Origin of the sequence: Winogradskyella jejuensis (assembly GCF_900129745.1) — a bacterium.
Lineage (GTDB): Bacteria > Bacteroidota > Bacteroidia > Flavobacteriales > Flavobacteriaceae > Winogradskyella > Winogradskyella jejuensis.
The window spans coordinates 18,759-38,466 of the sequence record NZ_FQWS01000003.1; the positions used below are offsets into that span (position 1 = coordinate 18,759).

The window sequence follows — 19,708 nt, forward strand, 5'->3', positions numbered from 1 at the left end:
GTTTTTCTTTTTCAATTGAGTCGAAAAATAAATCTCGACTTACAAACAGACAAAAAGTCATTGTAAATCAAGGGTTTTAAGACATTTTGTCGTTTTTAATGTGTTGGTAAGATAATTGAAATATACCTAACAGAAAAAGAAAAACGTCGACAACAATTGACATAAAAAATATAACTATGAATTTTAATAATTATACCATTAAATCTCAAGAGGCTATACAACAAGCGCAACAAATTGCGCAGAGTTATGGTCATCAGCAGATAGAAAATGAGCACATTTTTAAAGGCATTCTCAATGTCGATGAGAATGTATTGCCATTTCTATTAAAGAAACTAAACGTTAATGTTGGGTTGCTAGAACAAATTCTTGATAAAGACTTAGAAAGCTACCCTAAAGTTAGTGGAACAGATATCATGCTTTCTAGAGAAGCAGGAAAAACAGTCAACGAAGCATCAATCATCGCTAAAAAAATGAATGATGATTTTGTGTCTGTAGAGCATTTAGTCTTGGCCATTTTTAAATCTAAAAGTAAAATAGCTCAGGTTCTTAAAGACCAAGGCGTTTCTGAAAAGGCGTTAAATTCAGCTATCGAAGAATTGCGTAAAGGCGATAGAGTTACCTCTCAAAGTCAAGAAGAGACTTACAATTCTTTAAATAAGTACGCGAAGAACCTCAACCAATTAGCTCAAGACGGAAAGTTGGACCCCGTTATTGGTCGTGATGAAGAGATTAGACGAATACTACAAATTTTATCGAGACGTACAAAAAACAATCCAATTTTGGTTGGTGAGCCTGGCACAGGTAAAACCGCTATCGCAGAAGGTTTAGCACACCGAATTATTGATGGTGATGTACCAGAAAATTTAAAGGATAAGCAAATATTTGCCTTAGATATGGGTGCTTTAATTGCTGGCGCAAAATATAAAGGTGAATTTGAAGAGCGTCTGAAGGCAGTTATAAAAGAAGTTACTACAAGTGATGGTGATATCGTTTTATTTATTGACGAAATCCATACGCTCGTTGGTGCTGGTGGCGGACAAGGCGCTATGGATGCAGCAAACATTCTAAAACCTGCTTTGGCTCGTGGAGAACTACGTGCCATTGGTGCAACCACATTAGATGAATACCAAAAATATTTCGAGCAAGATAAAGCCCTGGAGCGTCGTTTTCAGAAAGTACAGGTAAATGAGCCAGATACCGAGAGCGCAATTTCTATTCTAAGAGGTATCAAAGAAAAATACGAGACGCATCACAAAGTGCGTATTAAAGACGAAGCAATTATTGGCGCAGTGGAATTATCTAATCGTTATATAACCAATAGGTTCTTACCAGATAAGGCTATTGACCTAATGGACGAAGCAGCCTCTAAATTACGCATGGAAATCAACTCTAAACCAGAAGAACTTGATGTTTTGGATCGTAAAATCATGCAGCTTGAAATTGAGCATGAAGCGATTAAGCGTGAAAAGGATGAAAGTAAATTGAAATCTTTAAAAGCTGAATTGGCAAATCTTAAAGAAGAACGCAACGAACTTAACGCCAAATGGAAAAACGAAAAAGAGGTTGTAGAAAATGTTCAGAATATAAAACAAGATATTGAGAATTATAAGCTTGAGGCTGAGCGTGCTGAGCGTGACGGCGATTATGGTAAAGTTGCTGAAATCCGTTACGGGAAAATTAAAGAGGCTACGGAGCAGCTTGAAGAATTTCAGAAGCAACTCGCCGCACAGCAAGAAACAGCTTTGATTAAAGAGGAAGTCACTTACGAAGATATTGCAGATGTTGTAGCAAAATGGACAGGTATTCCTGTGACTAAAATGATACAAAGTGAGCGCGAAAAACTCTTAAAATTAGAAGACCAATTGCATAAACGTGTTGTCGGTCAAGAGGAAGCTATTGAAGCCGTCAGTGATGCGGTAAGACGCTCACGTGCAGGATTGCAAAATCCACAAAAACCAATTGGTACTTTCCTCTTTTTAGGAACAACCGGTGTTGGTAAAACAGAATTAGCAAAAGCGTTAGCAGAGTATCTGTTTGATGACGAAAATGCTATGACACGAATAGACATGAGCGAATATCAAGAACGCCATGCAGTAAGTCGATTGGTTGGAGCGCCTCCAGGCTATGTGGGTTACGATGAAGGTGGACAATTAACTGAAGCTGTTCGTAGAAAACCTTATTCTGTAGTCTTATTAGATGAGATTGAAAAGGCGCACCCAGATACCTTTAATATTTTGTTGCAAGTTTTAGACGAAGGTCGCCTAACGGATAACAAAGGACGTGTGGCAGATTTTAAAAACACGATTATTATTATGACCTCAAACATGGGAAGTCATATTATTCAAGAGCGCTTTAATGCTACAGAAGATATTCCATCAGCGATGGAAGCCGCAAAGGTTGATGTACTTGGTTTACTAAAACAGACGGTAAGACCTGAGTTTTTAAACCGTATTGATGATACTATAATGTTTACGCCTTTATCTAAAGAAAACATCATTAGTATTGTTGACTTACAATTAAAATCGGTAACCAAAATGATTGCCCAACAAGGCATTACGTTTGATGCGACGCAAGAAGCAAAGACCTATCTAGCCAATAAAGGGTACAATCCAGAATACGGTGCTAGACCTGTAAAACGAGTCATTCAGAAAGAAGTCTTAAATCTATTGAGTAAAGAAATCCTAGCTGGCAAGGTAAGTACAAACAGTATTATCCTTTTAGATGAATTTGATGGTCAGTTAGTCTTCCGAAATCAAGGGGATTTGGTAATTGAAGAAATTTAAATTCTAGTGTAACAAAATAGCCGCTAAACAGTCTTTATATTGATTGGTTGGTCTGCTTAGCGGCAGGCAATTTAAGGCAACGCAAAATACGTTTGAGACGTCCAAACAAAGTAGCGTTGCCTTTTTATTTTAGAATACTCCGCATAATTTGTAACAAGTTGAATCTAATTGTTACATATCAACAAAACAAATTTACTACACGCTATGAAATTTTTTAAAGCTTTTTGCTCTACGCTATTACTTACGTTTTTATCTATTTTCACTTCAAATGCGCAACAACTAGAAAATTCTACCTTATGGAAAATCTCTGGAAATGGACTTGAAAGCCCATCATATCTCTTCGGCACAATTCATATTACATGTGATGCCACTCTAGAGTCTGATGTAAAAAAAGCATTAGATGAAACTTCACAAATTGTTCTTGAACTAGATATGGACGAAGGAGATTTACAGTCTAAAATGCTACAAAGTGTCTATATGAAAGATGGACAAACACTAAAAGACTTAGTTTCTGAAGAAGATTACAAAGCTATTGACGCTATGTTACAAAAGCATATGGGCGTATCGGTGACTATGATGCAAACTATGAAGCCTTTTTTTCTTACAGCTGCTTTATATCCTAAGCTAATGGATTGCCCGATGATGTCCTTTGAGGAAGAACTCATGAAAGTTGCCAAAGCGCAAGGCGAAGAGATTAAAGGTTTAGAGACTGTTGAAGACCAACTTTATATTTTTGATGAAATCCCATATGAAGAACAAGCTAAAGACTTGGTACGTTCTGCTAAAGATGATTTGGCTTATGACAAAAGTATGTTCGCCAAAATGATGAAAGTATACAAAGAAGAAAACATAACCGCAATGGTTGATATGATGAATGATGAAAACTATGGTTCGGTTTCAAAATATCAAGACAAACTTTTAGATGACCGTAATAAAAATTGGATTCCAAAAATTGGTGAGTATGCTAAAGAAAAACCAACATTTTTTGGTGTTGGTGCAGGGCATTTAGCAGGAAAAAACGGAGTAATTAATTTATTACGGAAAGCAGGTTATACAGTTGAGGCAGTAGAATAAAAAGATAAATTCCACATACGAAGATTAAAATCTTAGAAATATTCGACGAAATGCACTGTTAAAGCGTTTCAAAAATTTCATTTTATCGGATAAACTATTAACTTTGTCGAGCTAATTAATTCCATTCAACTTTAAGAGCAGGTATTTTCCTGTAGACATTTTCTCTCAATTTTTTGGGGGTTATAATTTTTCAATCTAATCAATGGAATTAAACACTTACATAGACCACACCTTATTGAAGCCTACGGCTAACGAACGTGAAATCATAAAACTTTGTAATGAAGCCATAACCTACAACTTCTATTCAGTATGCGTTAATAGCAGCTATGTGGCTATAGCCAAACAAGCTCTAAAAGAAACACCTGTCAATATCTGTACGGTAGTCGGTTTTCCACTAGGAGCATCATCAACTCCAGCGAAAGTCTATGAAGCGAGACAAGCTATCAAAGATGGCGCCACAGAGATAGATATGGTTATAAATCTTGGCTACTTAAAAAGTAGAAACTATGTTGCTGTTTTAAAAGATATTAGTGAAGTAAAAAATGCCATCGGAAATATCCCATTAAAAGTCATCCTTGAGATAAGTGAACTTTCTAAAAACGAAATTGTAAAAGCGTGTGAAATATGCTTAGATGCCAATGCAGATTTTGTAAAAACATCTACTGGTTTCTCTAAAAGTGGCGCGACACTTACGGCTGTAAAAATCATAAAAAAGACATTAAAAGGTAAGGCACAAATAAAAGCATCTGGCGGAATTAGAGACCGAGAAACAGCTCTTAAATATATCGAAGCTGGCGTAGACCGTATTGGCGCTTCTGCTGGTGTTGCTATGATGAGTGGCCAAGTTTCTTCTTCTACTTACTAAGTATTTCAATTCTTTGTTTAACTTTATCCTATGAGTGTACACATCGGTGCCCAAAAGGGTGATATCGCAGAAACTATTTTACTACCAGGAGACCCATTAAGAGCTAAATGGATAGCTGAAACTTTTTTTGAAAATCCTGTATGCTTCAACGAAGTTAGAGGCATGTATGGCTATACAGGAACTTATAATGGAAAGCGCGTTTCTACGATGGGAACTGGAATGGGAGTACCAAGTATTTCTATCTATGCCAATGAATTAATTACTGAGTTTGGTGTGAAAAACCTAATACGTGTAGGTAGCGCTGGTTCTTATCAGAAAGATGTAAAACTGAGAGACGTTGTTTTAGCCATGGCTGCATCTTCTACTTCTGGAGTAAATGAATTACGTTTTGGTGGTGCTGATTATGCCCCAACGGCAGATTTTGGCTTATTTATAAAAGCTGTTGAAGCTGCAAAAAACAAAAATATTCCCATTAAAGCTGGTAATGTACTATCATCGGATGAGTTCTACGAAGATGATATTGAGTCCTACAAAAAATGGTCGAAATTTGGTGTACTTTGTGTTGAAATGGAAGCCGCAGGACTTTATACTGTTGCTGCCAAACATAATGTAAATGCTCTAGCGATTCTTACCATTTCAGATTCTTTAGTTTCTGGAGAACGAACTACAAGCAAGGAGCGAGAAACGACCTTTAAGCAAATGATTGAAATTGCTTTAGAACTCGCTTAAGTCTCGTTTTTAACAAAGCTTTTAATTCCACATAAAATTTCTAAACTATATTTGAAGGAATCTTTCATTCAATATAACCATGAAATCAATCTTTACTTCTCTATTATTACTATTCACATTTATAAGCTTTAGCCAAGATTTATCAGATAAAGCTCAGATAGAAGTTACCTTAAATAACTACATAGACGGCTTTTACCAAGGTGACACCCTTAAATTAAAAGCTGCTCTAAAACCAAGACTATACAAGTTTGGGTACTTAAAGGACAAAGAAACTGGAGACTACAACTATTACCAAGAGTTGCCTTATAATAAGGCTTTAGCTTTAGCACAACGCATAAAAGAACAAGGTATGACGCGTACCGAAACAGAAATGCGCGGTGTTAAAGTTTTAGAAATCGCTAATCATATTGCAGCTGCTAGAGTCACTGGAGCTTGGGGCATAGATTATATATTATTGTCTAAAGATGATGGTAAGTGGATGATTGAACAAGTAATTTGGGAAGGTCCGTATTTAAAAGAATATAAAGAAGATACTGCAACCACCTATTACCTTATCCGTCATTCGGAAAAAGACCGCTCTGATAAAACTAACCGAAATCCTCATTTAACAGAAAAAGGTTTAAAACGTGCTGAAAATTGGGCTACTGTCCTTAAAGATGTAAAGTTTGATGCTGTATATTCTACAGACTATAATCGCACTAAAGAAACCGCATTACCAACTGCAAAGTCTCTTGGTTTAGAATTACAATTTTATGACCCACGCAATATAGACATGAAACAATTTATGAAAGATACTAAAGGAAAAAAAGTATTAATAGTTGGTCATAGCAATACTACACCCATGTTTGCAAATGGTTTATTAGGCGATAAAAAATACGATATGATGGCTGATGATAATAATGGCGGTCTATACATAGTTACCGTTACCAGCGGAGACAAATCATCAATGCTTTTACAAGTCGATTAAATCAACCTCAACATTTTCTAATTCAATTTTGGAAAGTAGTTTTAGTTGATTACTTTCTAAAGCATTTGCTAAATCTTCGAGCTTAGTTTCTGGATTTTCACTCTTGTAATTGTTATAATCTACAAAGCGCAAACCATTGACGTAACGCTCGTTAAAAGCTTCACGAAAACGCATGCCTATACCATCGTCTTCATTGTATGAATACGCTAAATAATCTGGTTTAAAAGTCGATTTATTTATCCAATAGATAAAAACATCTTCGTAATCTTCGCCACCACCTTCTTGGTTAAACGTTACTTCAATTTTGTAATAGTTATTCTCTTTGATTTGCTCCTCGCCTAGTAACTTTTTATTAACGGCTTTATCGTTTAAGCCATGAGGTAAAACAGAGAAGTAATGCACGGAGTTTACTGAAGCTGTATATTTCACAATCATAGAGTCAGAAACTCTTACTTGTTTCATATTAGTGTAACGCCTAAAACCTTCGTTCTTTAAAATATCTAAAATAGAATCTTTGTTTTCATCAACTTTAAAACGTGTGTAACGAAACTTTCCTTTAGTCCGTATAGCAGTATACCTATGGTCTCTAAATACAAACTTAATCGTCGAAGAATCAAACTTCCCTCCTCCAGCAACTTCAATTGATTTGTCAATTATTTCATTAGCCGTCAAAGTTTCCGTTTCAGCTTTAGAGTTTTCATTCTTACAGTTAAAAAACAATACAAGTATTAATAGAATCTGTAAATATTTCATTTTCAAAATTTGAATTTTGTAGTCGTAAAATTAGGGATATGATTACATAATTAAACGCAATAAACTTTTTAATTATAACTTTTCACTTATAACTTTTAAAACTAAATTTGTCCCTAATGCAACAGAAGATTAACATACTCAACAAAAAAGCAAAATTCCAGTACGAGATACTGGATAAATATATTGCTGGAATTGTTTTAACAGGAACGGAAATAAAATCTATCCGCGCCAGTAAAGCTTCTATTGCTGAGAGTTTTTGTGAATTTAATGAGCAGGGTGAACTCTTCGTGGTTAATATGACCATTGAAGAATACGCTTTTGGGAACTACTACAATCACAAACCCAAAGCGGAGCGAAAACTATTACTCAACAAACGCGAGCTTAAAAAATTAGAGCGCGAAGTCAACGTTAAAGGAAATGCCATTATTCCGTTACGCTTGTTTATAAATGAAAAAGGACTTGCAAAACTAGACATCGCTCTAGCTAAAGGTAAAAAACTCTACGACAAGCGCGAGACTATAAAAGACCGTGACAACAAGCGAAATCTAGACCGTATTAAGAAAAATTTCCGATAACTTTAGGAAATTTCTAACGTTACCTGGAAGAGAATTCAGCTATGTTTGGTTGACCATAGGCAACTATTTTTACAAACTGTACGTCTATACTAACAAACCACCAATTAAAAAATATGCAAAAATCTCTACTTTCAATTCTATTTTTTTTTATTTCATTAATAGCCTTCCCGCAAATCAAAGGGAACATAACTGATAACAAAAACCAAGCGCTTCCGTTTGTAAATGTATTTATAGAAAACACCTACAAAGGGACAACCACCAATGATGCCGGTTATTACGAGCTAAATGTTACTGAAAAAAAAAGCTATAATCTAGTGTTTCAGTATTTGGGTTATAAAACCGTTAAAAAGACAGTAGATGTTACGGAATTACCTTTTACTCTAAATATTACGCTAGAAGAAGAAAACGTATCTCTAGATGAAGTGGTTATTAATGCTGAAGAAAATCCAGCAAATATCATTATGCGTCAAGTCATTGCAAAACGAAAAGAAAATCTTGAAAAGATAGAAAGTTTTAAAGCAGATTTCTATTCCCGTGGTTTAATGCGAATAAAAGATGCGCCTGAGAAATTTTTTGGACAAGAGGTAGAAATTGAAGGTTTAGATTCTACGCGTAGTGGTATTCTTTATTTATCCGAAACTATTTCAAAGATTCAATATTTAAGACCAGACCGTCTTAAAGAAAAGATAACCGCGTCTAAAGTAAGTGGCGATAATAATGGCTTTAGCTTCAATAATGCGCAAGATGTAGATTTCAACTTATACAACAACACTATTTCTTTGGGTAACGAAATTATCTCACCTATTGCTAATAATGCCTTTGGATACTACCGTTACAATCTAGATGGTGTTTTCTATGATGACCGCGGCAACCTTATTAATAAAATAAAAGTAACGCCTAAGCGCGAGAACGACCCTATTTTTTCAGGTTACATATATATAGTCGAAGACCAATGGACCTTATACGCTTTAGAGTTAGATATCACAGGTGAGCAAGCTCGTATTCCTGTTGCAGATATCATTACACTAAAACAAAATTTTTCGTATTCTGAGGCTGATGATATTTGGGCTCTAATTTCTCAAAGTATTGACTTTAGTTATGGCTTGTTTGGTATTAAAGGTGATGGACGGTTTACAGCGGTTTACAGTAATTACGAATTTAATTTACCTCTCACCAAGAAAGATTTTGGACGCGAATTGGTAGCTTTTGAAAGTGAAGCCAATAAAAAGGATTCCTTATTCTGGAACACCATTAGACCAGTACCACTAACCAGCGAAGAAACTAAAGATTACATAAAAAAAGATAGTATACAGCTTGTAAAAGAATCGAAACCATACCTAGACTCTGTAGATAGAGTTCGGAATAAATTTAAGCTTGGTAACCTATTGGGGTATACCTACCAAAACTCTCATAAAGATTATAGCTTTGGTTTTGACATCCCAATTACGGAGTCCTCTTTTAATACAGTTCAAGGTTGGAATGCAAATGCCAATGTTTTTTACAGAAAAAGCTATGACGAATTTAGACGCTACTTCTCTGCAACGGCAAATTTCAATTATGGTTTTTCGGACTACAGATTAAGAGCTACGGGTGTTTTAACTTACAAATTTAATAATGTTAGCCGTGCATTTGTAAGTCTAGCTGGTGGAGTTACAGTGAACCAATTTAATCCTTCAAACCCCATTTCTAATGCGGAAAACACCGTTGCTTCACTTGGGTTCAACGAAAATTATATGAAGTTATACGAACGTCAATTCATACAAGCTGGTTATTCTGAGGAGTTATTCAACGGTTTTAGAATCAATTCAAATTTAAGCTACGAAAGACGAAATGCCCTTTTTAATACTACAGACCAAACTTTTTATCCAGATAGTGACAAACCATACACAAGCAATAATCCGTTAAATGATACAGCATTTGGTATTGCACCTTTTGAAAATCATAATATCTTTAAGTTTAATCTTTCAGCAAGAATCAATTTTGGTCAGAATTACTTAAGCTATCCAGATAGTAAATTCAATATTTCTAATAACAAATACCCAACACTTGTTTTAGGTTACGAAAAAGGATTTGGTGCTACAAACAGCGACTACAACTTTGATCAAATCAAAGCACGCCTCTATCAATCGTTTGCAATAGGAAATAAAGGGCGCTTTGGATATAACATTAGAGGCGGAAAGTTTTTTAATGCAGATGATATTGCCTTTATGGATTTTCAACATTTTAATGGAAATCAAATAAACTTTAGCCGTCGTGGAAGCTACACCAATGTCTTTAATAATCTTGGATATTATGACTTAAGCACAAACGATAGCTACTTAGAAATGCATGCAGAACACGATTTTAATGGCTTTATCCTAGGTAAAATTCCGCTATTGAATAAATTGAACTTTAACCTTGTTGTTGGTGCGCATAACCTAGCAACTCCAGATAACAAACCATATCAAGAATTTTCAATAGGACTTGATAATATAGGTTGGGGCAAATGGCGTTTTTTACGATTTGATTATATTAGGTCTTACCAAAACGGCTATCAAGGTGATGCGTTTGTGTTTGGACTCAAATTTTTCTAACTATAAGTATAAATTTTATTTTGAATGAAAGTTTACGGAAAGTGTCAAAAATGTGAAACTGAGGTTGCTTATTCTACAAATACGAATACTAGAGTTGAGTTCGCTATGAGAGATGGAGAAAGCAGAATCCTTAAATGCAAAAATTGTAATGCTGAAACTAATTTTCATGTGGATGAACTATATACCAAAGAATCTAAGCTTGCTCAAATCGGAGCTGGATTGATTTTTCTTTTAGGTACTCCTATACTATTCTTCATTATTAATCCTATTTTCACTGGAAGCAGAAATCATTATGTCATTTATGTAATTGGTGGGTTTTTGCTCATTCCTGTTATTGCCTACGGTATAATTAAGAAGCAAGACCAGACTAGAGTTAGTGATTTCAATAGAAGAAAATTAAAAGGTCGAATTCATAACATTTAAATTTTAAAATCAAAACAATGAAACACTTATCAGTCTTATTTTTATTTGCTTTTGCTTTTAGCTTTTCCCAAGAAACAGAAACTCCTGACTACTCAAAAAACGTAGCAACACTAGATAGCACAATCGAGACCTTATACAGTGTTATTTCTGGAGATAAAGGTGTTGAGCGCAATTGGGAATTATTCAAATATTTATTTCACCCAAATGCGAAATTAATTCCTACTGGAAAAAATAAAGAAGGCGAAACTATTGCCCGTTATATGACACCAGATGATTACATAAAAACTTCTGGGAAATGGTTATTCGAAAATGGATTTCATGAGGTAGAACTTAGCAGAAAAACAGATACGTTTGGTAACATCACTCAAGTATTTAGTACCTACGAATCGTTTAAAAGCAAAAGTGAAACTAAACCTTTTATGCGAGGTATTAACAGCATTCAGTTACTTAACGATGGTAATCGCTGGTGGATTATTAACATATACTGGATGCAAGAATCTGAAGCATCACCGATTCCTTTTAAATATTTAAATAAAAACTAAATTTTTAATTTTAGTCATTTCGACGATAGGAGAAATCACATAATTTTGATTTTCAAGATGTGATGTCTGACTGCGTATCGACATGACTTAAACTGAAATTTATTATTTATCACAAAAAACTTAATATCTCAGCGTCTCCACAACTAAACACCTTAACAACTCAACAGCATAACAAAATCCTAAAGTCATTTAACATCTGTAATTTAGTACTTATATTTAGCATTCAAAACACAAATTAGTATTTATGCGCAATTCATTTTCGGCAAAAGCATTATTCCTTTTAGCCATTTCAGTTTCATTTATATCTATTTCTCAAGAAAAAGCTAAACCCGTTTTTAAAGATGGTGAGGCCCAAATCGTTGAAGCCTTTAGCAATCCCAATGATTGGTTACGCCATGATTTATGGGTAGAAACCGAATTTGACACCGATGGTGATGGCGAGTTAGACCGCATGCATGTGTCGGTAACACGACCTAACCAAACCGAAACCGAAGGTTTACAACTTCCTGTTATCTATGTAACAAGCCCATATTTTGCCGGAGTTGCTGCAGATGCTCCAGGAACTATGTGGAATGTAAAACACGAACTTGGAGAAATTGGAGAAGAACGCTTTCATCCAGAAGTAAAGCGTCGTGGAAAACGCCCAATTATTTCAAACTCACATATCAACAAATGGGTACCAAGAGGTTATATCGTAGTACACTCTTCTTCACCTGGAACAGGACTTTCCGATGGCGCACCAACTATTGGCGGACTTAATGAAGAATTAGCTCCAAAGGCAGTTATTCAATGGCTAACTGGAAAGAGAAAAGGCTATACAGAACGTAACGGAACCGAAGAAATAAAAGCCTATTGGTCAACTGGTAAAGTTGGAATGACAGGAACTTCATACAACGGTACTTTACCTCTTGCGGCTGCAACAACTGGTGTAGACGGTTTAGAAGTGATAATTCCAATTGCACCGAATACATCATACTATCACTACTACCGCTCAAATGGCTTGGTACGCTCTCCAGGCGGATATCTAGGTGAAGATATCGATGTACTTTACGATTTTGTGCATAGTGGAGATGAAGACAAACGCGCCTACAACAACAAAACCGTGCGAGATACGGAAATGATGAATGGTATGGACCGACAAACTGGTGACATGAATGATTTTTGGTACAATCGTGATTATTTACCAAAAATGAAAAACATGAAAGCAGCTATGCTTATGTCTCACGGTTTTAACGATTGGAATGTTATGCCAGAACACAGCTACCGTATCTACATGAAAGCTAAAGAAATGGGCTTACCAACGGCGATTTATTACCATCAAAACGGTCATGGTGGGCCACCACCTGTTTCTATGATGAATAAATGGTTTACAAAATACTTACATGGTATTGATAATGGTATAGAAACTGAAGAAAACAAAGCGTATATAGTAAGAGAAGATGATAGACGAGATGAGCCAACGGCATATAAAGATTATCCGAATCCTGAAGCTGAAGATGTGACTTTAAATTTAACTTCAGGTGGAAATAAAGTAGGCGGCTTAACAACGTCTAAAGGAAACAAAGCGACAGAAACGTTAATTGACGACGTTAGTTTTAATTGGAAAGATTTAGCTAAAGCCGAAACCACCCAAAACCGCTTACTCTATGTCACTTCTCCTCTGAAAGAGGATATACATATTTCTGGAGTACCAAAAGTGAGGGTAACGCTTTCTAGCAATAAATCGGCTGCTAATCTCTCTGTGTATTTATTGTCTTTACCTTTAGAAAATGGTAAAATTACCAATGACTTAATCACACGCAGTTGGGCAGACCCTAAAAATTACAAATCATTAACTAATGAAGAAGCTTTAAAACCTGGTAAATTCTACACGGTAAACTTCGATTTGCAACCAGAAGACCAAATCATTAGAAAAGGACAACAAATTGCATTAATGATTTTTAGTAGCGACCCAGAATTTACGTTACACCCTAAGCCTGGAACAGAATTGAATATTAAATTAGATAAAACATCGATTACCCTTCCTGTTGTTGGTGGAAAAAAGGCTTTTATTAATGCAACTGAATAAATTGATGGATAAAAAGATTTTAGGAAATTTTATAACCTACTTTCCAATAATTGCATATTGGACATACGTTTTTATTTTAAAAATTAACTCTAAAAGTTTTTGGTGGCACTTAATTATCAGCTTTTTAATTATAGGAATAAGCAGAACAATTGGATTATACATCAAAAACAAAGGAGAAGTAGATGAGAATTTTAAAAACTAATTCTTATCCTCTAAAAGCGGCACAAAGCGAAACTCACCAAGTTCATGCTTTTCAAATTCTTTTGGCCCTTTTCTAATGAAAAGGGTCATTATTTGTATATCCTCACCTACTGGTATAACTAAACGTCCTCCAATTTCTAATTGAGATAATAATGGATTAGGTACAAAAGGCGCACCTGCGGTGACAATAATACTTTTAAAAGGCGCTTCTTCTTCAAGCCCCTTGTAACCATCACCAAAAATCAATTTCTTAGCACGGTAACCAATCTTAGGCAAAAATTTAGAGGTCTTTTTAAATAGCTCTTGCTGACGCTCTATACTATACACTTTTGCACCTAGCTCTAAAAGTACAGCAGTTTGGTAACCACTACCCGTTCCTATTTCTAAAACTTTATCGCCTCGCTTCACTTGCATTAATTCAGACTGAAACGCCACTGTGTATGGCTGAGAAATGGTTTGGTCTGCAGCAATAGGAAACGCTTTATCTTGATACGCATGGTCTATAAAGCCCGAATCCATAAACAAGTGTCTCGGTATTTTATTTATAGCGGCTAAAACATTTTGGTCTTTAATTCCTTTTTTCTTTAGAATTTCAACCAATTGTTGGCGCATACCTTTATGCTTAAATGTATCTTTCAAAATTGTAGTTTAGTTGCAGCTAAAATAATTCAACCAAAAGCAAATTCCAACATAATTTTAATCTTCAAACCATTATATAATTAATAGTTTTTTATAGACTCATTTTCATATTTTTCAATGAAAACGATTATTTTTGTTAAAAACTGAAAAACATGCTAAATGCTGGTGTACTTGGTGCTGGTCACCTTGGAAAAATTCATCTAAGACTACTTAATCAATCTCATAAATATAACCTTGTTGGCTTTTACGATGCCAATCCTGAAAATGCTAAAAAAGTTGTTGAAGAATTTGGATACAAATACTTCGATACAATCGATGCACTAATTGATGCCGTAGATGTTGTAGATATCGTAACGCCTACGCTAAGTCATTACGATTGTGCTAAAAAAGCCATCTCCAAAGGGAAACATATTTTTATTGAAAAACCAATAACTAACACTGTTGAAGAAGCTGAAACTATCCGAACTTTAGTTGCAGAACATGGCGTAAAAGGGCAAGTCGGTCATGTAGAGCGTTTTAACCCAGCTTTTATTGGTGTAAAAGACCAGATAAAAAATCCTATGTTTATAGAAACGCATCGTTTAGCAGAGTTTAATCCTCGTGGAACAGACGTGCCTGTAGTTTTGGATTTAATGATACATGATATTGATATTATTCTAAGTGTTGTAGATTCTCCAGTAAAACATATTTCGGCTAGCGGCGTATCTGTAGTTTCTGAAACTCCAGATATTGCCAATGCACGAATTGAGTTTAAGAACGGATGTGTTGCTAATCTTACTGCCAGCCGTATTTCCCTAAAAAACATGCGTAAGACGAGGTTCTTTCAAAAAGATGCATATATATCTGTAGATTTCTTAGAAAAGAAATGTGAGGTAGTAAAAATGAAAGACGCTCCAGAAAATCCTGGAGATTTTGATATGATTCTTCAAAATGCAGAAGGTGTAAAAAAACAAATCTATTTTGATAACCCTGAAATCTCTAACAATAATGCCATTTTAGATGAGTTAGAAACATTTGCAGATGCAATCAATAACAATACAAAACCTATTGTAACGCTTCATGATGGTACTGAAGCATTACGCGTAGCAAATATGATTATCAATCAGTTTTAATAGCCTTCCCTAACCCTTCCAAAGGAAGGGAACTAAAGCGTTGAGCTAAAAGAGTTTAATAAATTATAAATAAATTCTTACACGCCCGAGTAAGAATTCCTTCCCTCTGGGAAGGTTAGGATGGGCTTTTTATTATGAAAAACGTAGCAATCATCGGAGCAGGAACAATGGGTAACGGAATTGCCCATACTTTTGCACAATCTGGTTTTAAAGTACAATTAATAGATATTAGTGAAGCTTCTCTTAAAAGAGGCATGGATACTATTGCGAAAAATTTAGACCGCATGGTAGCTAAAGAAAAAATCACTGAAGCAGATAAGGCAGAAACATTAGGAAACATAACCACTTTTACAAATATTACTGAAGGTGTTGAATATGCTAGCTTGGTGGTTGAAGCTGCTACAGAAAACTTAGATTTAAAACTTAAGATTTTCCGAGAATTAGATGAAGCTTGTCCAGATGATACAATACTAGCAACAAATACATCTTCTATATCTATTACGCAGATTGGTGCTGTGACATCACGACCAGAAATGGTTATTGGAATGCACTTTATGAACCCTGTTCCAATTATGAAATTGGTAGAAATCATACGTGGATACAATACTAGCGACGAGGTTACTAATACCATTATGGAATTGTCAAAAACTTTAGGTAAAATACCAACAGAAGTAAACGACTATCCTGGTTTTGTAGCCAATCGTATTTTAATGCCAATGCTAAACGAAGCTATTGAAACTTTATACAACGGCGTTGCAGGTGTAACAGAAATAGACACCGTAATGAAATTGGGAATGGCGCATCCTATGGGACCACTGCAATTAGCAGATTTTATTGGTCTTGACGTATGTCTTTCTATATTGAATGTAATGTACGATGGTTTTAAAAATCCTAAATACGCACCTTGTCCACTATTAGTCAATATGGTTATGGCTGGAAAATTAGGTGTAAAATCTGGAGAAGGTTTCTACGATTATTCTGAAAGCAGAAAGGCTGAAAAAGTAGCGAAGCAATTTTTGAAGTAATTCAAAAACATGGCAAAAGTTCTTCCTTTTAAAGCGGTACGCCCTACAAGAGATAAAGTTAGTCTTGTGGCATCGCGTTCCTATCAAAGTTATACTCAAGCAGAGCGAGAGGCGAGATTAGATTATAATCCGTATTCGTTTTTGCATATTGTTAATCCTGGTTATAAATACGATAAAGAGATATCTGGTAAGGAACGTTACCAATTGGTAAAAAACCGCTATTCGGAATTTAAGGAAGATGGCGTTTTTGTTAAAGATGAATTGCCTTCGTTTTACATCTACAGAATTGTAGATAGAGATCATCAAGTATTTAATGGTATCATCGCTGCTGCTAGTGTTGAAGATTACAAAAATGATGTTATAAAAAAACACGAAGACACGATTGAAAGTCGTGAGATTGTATTTAAAGATTATCTAAAAACAGTAGGGTTTAATGCGGAACCTGTACTACTCACCTATCCGGATAATGATAAAATCACTTCTATAATTACAGAAATTCAAAAGCAACGTTCGGAATTTGAATTTACTACTACTTATAGAGATACACATTACCTCTGGGAAATAAATAATATTAACGATGTAAAGATTATTTCAGATGCATTTGAAAATATGGACACGCTTTATATTGCAGACGGACACCACCGTTCAGCATCTTCAGCTTTATTATGTAACGAATTGAAAACGGAGAATAAAAGCCATAATGGAGAAGAGACTTATAATTACTTTATGAGTTTTTTAATCCCTGAATCCGAATTAAAGCTTCATGAGTTTTACCGAGTTGTTAAAGATTTAAACGGCTTATCTAAGGAAGAATTTTTAATCCAATTAGATACTATTTATCGCATAGAGAATAGAGGAATAATGCCTTACAAACCCTCAAAAGCACATCATTTTAGCATGTACTTAGATGGTGAATTTTATTCGTTGTATTTACGAAAAAATAATTATGAATTTAACACATCATTAGATGATTTAGATGCACAACTCTTATACGATACCATATTAAGTCCTATTTTAGGAATTAACGATTTACGTAACGATACTCGTATTGATTATCTCAGTGGAAAAAAAGATATCGTTAATCTTAAAAGTCTTGTGGACAGCAATGCGTTTAAAGTAGGTTTTGGTATGGTTCCTGCTACAATACAGCAGATGAAAGCCATTGCAGATGAAGGACTAACTATGCCGCCAAAAAGTACCTATATAGAGCCAAAACTAAGAAGTGGTGTTACTATTTATGAGTTTTAAACATATAGCATGAGTATTAAAAATAACATTCAAAATATTAAATCCCAACTTCCAAAACACGTAATTCTTGTTGCCGTTTCTAAAACCAAACCTGTCAGTGATTTAATGGAAGCTTATGATGCTGGTCAGCGTGTTTTTGGCGAAAATAAAATCCAAGAAATGGCAGAAAAATGGGAAACTATGCCAAAGGATATTCAATGGCACATGATTGGACATGTCCAGACCAATAAGGTAAAGTATATGGCGGAGTTTGTAGATTTAATTCATGGCGTAGATAGTTTGAAACTTCTCAAAGAAATTAATAAGCAAGCTCAAAAGCATAATCGCGTAATTAATTGCTTACTTCAAATAAAAATTGCTAAAGAAGATAGTAAATTTGGTCTTTCTATAACAGATGCAAAATCTATAATAGAATCGCAATTGTTCTCAGAATTTAAGAATATTAAAGTAGTTGGCCTTATGGGAATGGCTACATTTACAGATGACATGATACAAGTCAAAGAAGAGTTTGAATTCTTAAAATCTAATTATAATGATTTTAAAAAATTGAAAACTAAAAACTTCGAACTTTCAATTCTATCCATGGGCATGAGCGGCGATTACCAATTGGCTATTGACTGCGGTAGTAATATGGTGCGTATTGGCAGCAGTATTTTTGGTGCTAGAAATTACAATTAACAGCTCTTGATATTTAGTGTAAATACACCTATATTTCATCTTTAATAAAAAATTACTAAAGACAACATTTACGCAATACTAGACATAGAAACCACTGGTGGAAAGTTCAATGAAGAAGGCATTACCGAGATTGCTATATATAAGTACGATGGTCACGAAATTGTTGACCAATTTATAAGTCTTATAAATCCAGAACGCGAAATCCAACCTTTTGTAGTCAATCTTACAGGAATTAATTCCAAAATGCTACGAAATGCACCAAAGTTCTATGAGGTAGCAAAACGGATTGTAGAAATTACAGATGATTGTATAATAGTTGCCCATAATTCGTCATTCGATTACCGTATTCTAAAAACAGAATTTAAACGACTTGGTTTTCCTTTTAAAAGACAAACCCTCTGCACTGTTGAGCTTTCCAAACAGTTGATTCCAGATATGCCATCTTACAGTTTAGGTAAACTAACGCGTTCTTTAGGTATAGCTATTAGTGATAGACACCGTGCTGATGGAGATGCAACAGCGACTGTTAAGCTCTTTAAGATGCTCCTAAATAAAGACCTTAAAAAGCAAATAATAAAACAATCTGTAAAAACAGAACAAAAGTCTAAAATTGCTTCAAATCTAAGGGCAATTATAGAGGAACTTCCAACCGAAACCGGTGTCTATTACATTCATAATGAGATAGGTGAAATCATCTACATCGGAAAGAGCAATAATATAAAGAAACGCATTACACAGCACTTTACGGGTACAAATTCTAAATCAAAGAAGATTCAAACTTTAGTTCATAGCGTCACTTATGAAAGAACTGGAAGTGAGCTTGTAGCCCTGTTAAAAGAAAGTGAGGAAATCAAGAAAAACAAACCTATTCTCAATAGAGCACTTCGAAAAACTATTTTTACGCATGCACTATATCAGTTTAAAGATACAAACGGCTACATTAATCTAAGAATAGATAAAGCCACTAGAGAAGAACGCTCAATAACCACCTTTTCTAACAGACAAAGTGCTAAAAGCTTTATGCAAAATATTTCTGAACAGTATGAATTATGCGAAAAACTGCTAGGACTTTACAAGACTAATACAAGTTGTTTTAAGTATGAGGTAAAAGAATGCCACGGCGCTTGTGTTTTAGAAGAACCCGTTGATTCATACAACACAAAAGTTAATGCTTTAGTAGAACTTCATTCCTACGAAAATAAAAACATGTTGATTATTGACAGAGGTAGGTACATTGACGAAAAAAGCGTTGTAGTGGTTGAAGATGGTGTTTTTAAAGGTCTTGGATTTTTTGATTTAAATCATCAAATTAATAATAAAGACGTTCTATTATCTTTAATAACACCAATGACCAACAACAGAGATAATCAGCACATCATTCAAAGCTATGTAAGACGGTATAAAAAAAGATTGAAAATTATATCCTTCTAATTTTTTTGACTCGAAACTTTTT

18 protein-coding genes are annotated in these 19,708 nt (G+C 34.8%); 16 read left to right on the forward strand and 2 right to left on the reverse strand.

Annotated elements, in window-relative coordinates; translation table 11 throughout:
- Nucleotides 1-176 precede the first annotated feature (176 nt).
- The 5 genes from clpB (at nt 177) to BUB95_RS13585 (ending at nt 6,418) form a co-directional block, all read left to right on the forward strand.
- Nucleotides 177-2,783 carry an ATP-dependent chaperone ClpB gene (clpB, locus tag BUB95_RS13565; RefSeq protein ID WP_073087507.1) on the forward strand — a complete coding sequence of 869 codons (2,607 nt, stop codon included), beginning with the start codon at nt 177-179 and terminating at the stop codon, nt 2,781-2,783.
- A 204-nt stretch (nt 2,784-2,987) separates the two neighbouring features.
- Entirely contained in the window at nt 2,988-3,857 is an 870-nt protein-coding gene (locus tag BUB95_RS13570) for a TraB/GumN family protein (protein ID WP_073087639.1), read from the forward strand.
- A 202-nt stretch (nt 3,858-4,059) separates the two neighbouring features.
- Complete coding sequence (gene deoC, locus BUB95_RS13575) at nt 4,060-4,722, forward strand: deoxyribose-phosphate aldolase (RefSeq protein WP_073087509.1); 663 nt, start codon at nt 4,060-4,062, stop codon at nt 4,720-4,722.
- Nucleotides 4,723-4,752: 30 nt separating this feature from the next.
- Nucleotides 4,753-5,451: a purine-nucleoside phosphorylase gene (gene deoD, locus BUB95_RS13580; protein WP_073087511.1), complete on the forward strand. Its 699-nt coding sequence runs from the start codon at nt 4,753-4,755 to the stop codon at nt 5,449-5,451.
- 79 nt (nt 5,452-5,530) lie between these two features.
- A complete protein-coding gene (locus BUB95_RS13585; RefSeq protein WP_073087513.1) occupies nt 5,531-6,418 on the forward strand; it encodes a histidine phosphatase family protein in 888 nt (295 codons plus the stop codon).
- On the opposite strand, the gene BUB95_RS13590 is transcribed toward BUB95_RS13585, so the two are convergent.
- Entirely contained in the window at nt 6,404-7,171 is a 768-nt protein-coding gene (locus BUB95_RS13590; protein ID WP_073087515.1) for a DUF6503 family protein, read from the reverse strand. The genes BUB95_RS13585 and BUB95_RS13590 overlap by 15 nt on opposite strands.
- 116 nt (nt 7,172-7,287) lie before the next feature.
- Here BUB95_RS13590 and smpB point away from each other — a divergent pair, with 116 nt between their 5' ends.
- The 6 genes from smpB to BUB95_RS13620 all read left to right on the forward strand — a co-directional run bounded on the left by smpB (nt 7,288) and on the right by BUB95_RS13620 (nt 13,554).
- Nucleotides 7,288-7,746: an SsrA-binding protein SmpB gene (gene smpB, locus BUB95_RS13595; RefSeq protein ID WP_073087517.1), complete on the forward strand. Its 459-nt coding sequence runs from the start codon at nt 7,288-7,290 to the stop codon at nt 7,744-7,746.
- A 113-nt stretch (nt 7,747-7,859) separates the two neighbouring features.
- Nucleotides 7,860-10,319 carry a DUF5686 and carboxypeptidase regulatory-like domain-containing protein gene (locus BUB95_RS13600; protein ID WP_073087519.1) on the forward strand — a complete coding sequence of 820 codons (2,460 nt, stop codon included), beginning with the start codon at nt 7,860-7,862 and terminating at the stop codon, nt 10,317-10,319.
- A 24-nt stretch (nt 10,320-10,343) separates the two neighbouring features.
- Nucleotides 10,344-10,742, forward strand: coding sequence for a hypothetical protein (locus BUB95_RS13605; RefSeq protein WP_073087521.1), 399 nt, complete (start codon nt 10,344-10,346; stop codon nt 10,740-10,742).
- 17 nt (nt 10,743-10,759) lie between these two features.
- Nucleotides 10,760-11,284 carry a hypothetical protein gene (locus tag BUB95_RS13610; RefSeq protein WP_073087523.1) on the forward strand — a complete coding sequence of 175 codons (525 nt, stop codon included), beginning with the start codon at nt 10,760-10,762 and terminating at the stop codon, nt 11,282-11,284.
- A gap of 244 nt (nt 11,285-11,528) precedes the next feature.
- On the forward strand, nt 11,529-13,352 hold the full coding sequence (locus BUB95_RS13615) for a Xaa-Pro dipeptidyl-peptidase (RefSeq protein WP_073087525.1): 1,824 nt from the start codon (nt 11,529-11,531) through the stop codon (nt 13,350-13,352).
- Nucleotides 13,339-13,554 (forward strand): hypothetical protein, encoded by a 216-nt coding sequence (locus BUB95_RS13620; protein ID WP_143185614.1) that lies wholly within the window; start codon nt 13,339-13,341, stop codon nt 13,552-13,554. The genes BUB95_RS13615 and BUB95_RS13620 overlap by 14 nt, the downstream gene beginning before the upstream one ends.
- Here the strand turns inward: BUB95_RS13620 and BUB95_RS13625 are convergent.
- Nucleotides 13,551-14,192, reverse strand: a complete 642-nt coding sequence (locus BUB95_RS13625) for a protein-L-isoaspartate(D-aspartate) O-methyltransferase (RefSeq protein WP_073087529.1) — start codon at nt 14,190-14,192, stop codon at nt 13,551-13,553. The genes BUB95_RS13620 and BUB95_RS13625 overlap by 4 nt on opposite strands.
- Nucleotides 14,193-14,344: 152 nt before the next feature.
- Here BUB95_RS13625 and BUB95_RS13630 point away from each other — a divergent pair, with 152 nt between their 5' ends.
- The 5 genes from BUB95_RS13630 to BUB95_RS13650 all read left to right on the forward strand — a co-directional run bounded on the left by BUB95_RS13630 (nt 14,345) and on the right by BUB95_RS13650 (nt 19,686).
- Nucleotides 14,345-15,304, forward strand: coding sequence for a Gfo/Idh/MocA family protein (locus tag BUB95_RS13630; protein WP_073087531.1), 960 nt, complete (start codon nt 14,345-14,347; stop codon nt 15,302-15,304).
- A gap of 134 nt (nt 15,305-15,438) precedes the next feature.
- A complete protein-coding gene (locus tag BUB95_RS13635; RefSeq protein ID WP_073087533.1) occupies nt 15,439-16,329 on the forward strand; it encodes a 3-hydroxyacyl-CoA dehydrogenase family protein in 891 nt (296 codons plus the stop codon).
- Between the two features lie 9 nt (nt 16,330-16,338).
- Nucleotides 16,339-17,577 carry a DUF1015 domain-containing protein gene (locus BUB95_RS13640; RefSeq protein ID WP_073087535.1) on the forward strand — a complete coding sequence of 413 codons (1,239 nt, stop codon included), beginning with the start codon at nt 16,339-16,341 and terminating at the stop codon, nt 17,575-17,577.
- A 9-nt stretch (nt 17,578-17,586) separates the two neighbouring features.
- Entirely contained in the window at nt 17,587-18,255 is a 669-nt protein-coding gene (locus BUB95_RS13645) for a YggS family pyridoxal phosphate-dependent enzyme (RefSeq protein ID WP_073087537.1), read from the forward strand.
- Between the two features lie 66 nt (nt 18,256-18,321).
- Nucleotides 18,322-19,686: a 3'-5' exonuclease family protein gene (locus BUB95_RS13650; protein ID WP_073087539.1), complete on the forward strand. Its 1,365-nt coding sequence runs from the start codon at nt 18,322-18,324 to the stop codon at nt 19,684-19,686.
- Nucleotides 19,687-19,708: the final 22 nt, after the last annotated feature.

Bases quoted from the DNA above. Each gene is read 5' to 3' on its own strand.
- smpB (WP_073087517.1), top strand. From the start codon at position 7,288: ATGCAACAGAAGATTAACATACTCAACAAAAAAGCAAAATTCCAGTAC.
- BUB95_RS13600 (WP_073087519.1), top strand. From the start codon at position 7,860: ATGCAAAAATCTCTACTTTCAATTCTATTTTTTTTTATTTCATTAATA.
- BUB95_RS13640 (WP_073087535.1), top strand. From the start codon at position 16,339: ATGGCAAAAGTTCTTCCTTTTAAAGCGGTACGCCCTACAAGAGATAAA.
- BUB95_RS13635 (WP_073087533.1), top strand. From the start codon at position 15,439: ATGAAAAACGTAGCAATCATCGGAGCAGGAACAATGGGTAACGGAATT.
- BUB95_RS13630 (WP_073087531.1), top strand. From the start codon at position 14,345: ATGCTAAATGCTGGTGTACTTGGTGCTGGTCACCTTGGAAAAATTCAT.
- BUB95_RS13610 (WP_073087523.1), top strand. From the start codon at position 10,760: ATGAAACACTTATCAGTCTTATTTTTATTTGCTTTTGCTTTTAGCTTT.
- BUB95_RS13645 (WP_073087537.1), top strand. From the start codon at position 17,587: ATGAGTATTAAAAATAACATTCAAAATATTAAATCCCAACTTCCAAAA.
- BUB95_RS13615 (WP_073087525.1), top strand. From the start codon at position 11,529: ATGCGCAATTCATTTTCGGCAAAAGCATTATTCCTTTTAGCCATTTCA.
- deoD (WP_073087511.1), top strand. From the start codon at position 4,753: ATGAGTGTACACATCGGTGCCCAAAAGGGTGATATCGCAGAAACTATT.
- BUB95_RS13620 (WP_143185614.1), top strand. From the start codon at position 13,339: ATGCAACTGAATAAATTGATGGATAAAAAGATTTTAGGAAATTTTATA.
- BUB95_RS13570 (WP_073087639.1), top strand. From the start codon at position 2,988: ATGAAATTTTTTAAAGCTTTTTGCTCTACGCTATTACTTACGTTTTTA.
- clpB (WP_073087507.1), top strand. From the start codon at position 177: ATGAATTTTAATAATTATACCATTAAATCTCAAGAGGCTATACAACAA.
- deoC (WP_073087509.1), top strand. From the start codon at position 4,060: ATGGAATTAAACACTTACATAGACCACACCTTATTGAAGCCTACGGCT.
- BUB95_RS13590 (WP_073087515.1), bottom strand. From the start codon at position 7,171: ATGAAATATTTACAGATTCTATTAATACTTGTATTGTTTTTTAACTGT.
- BUB95_RS13585 (WP_073087513.1), top strand. From the start codon at position 5,531: ATGAAATCAATCTTTACTTCTCTATTATTACTATTCACATTTATAAGC.
- BUB95_RS13605 (WP_073087521.1), top strand. From the start codon at position 10,344: ATGAAAGTTTACGGAAAGTGTCAAAAATGTGAAACTGAGGTTGCTTAT.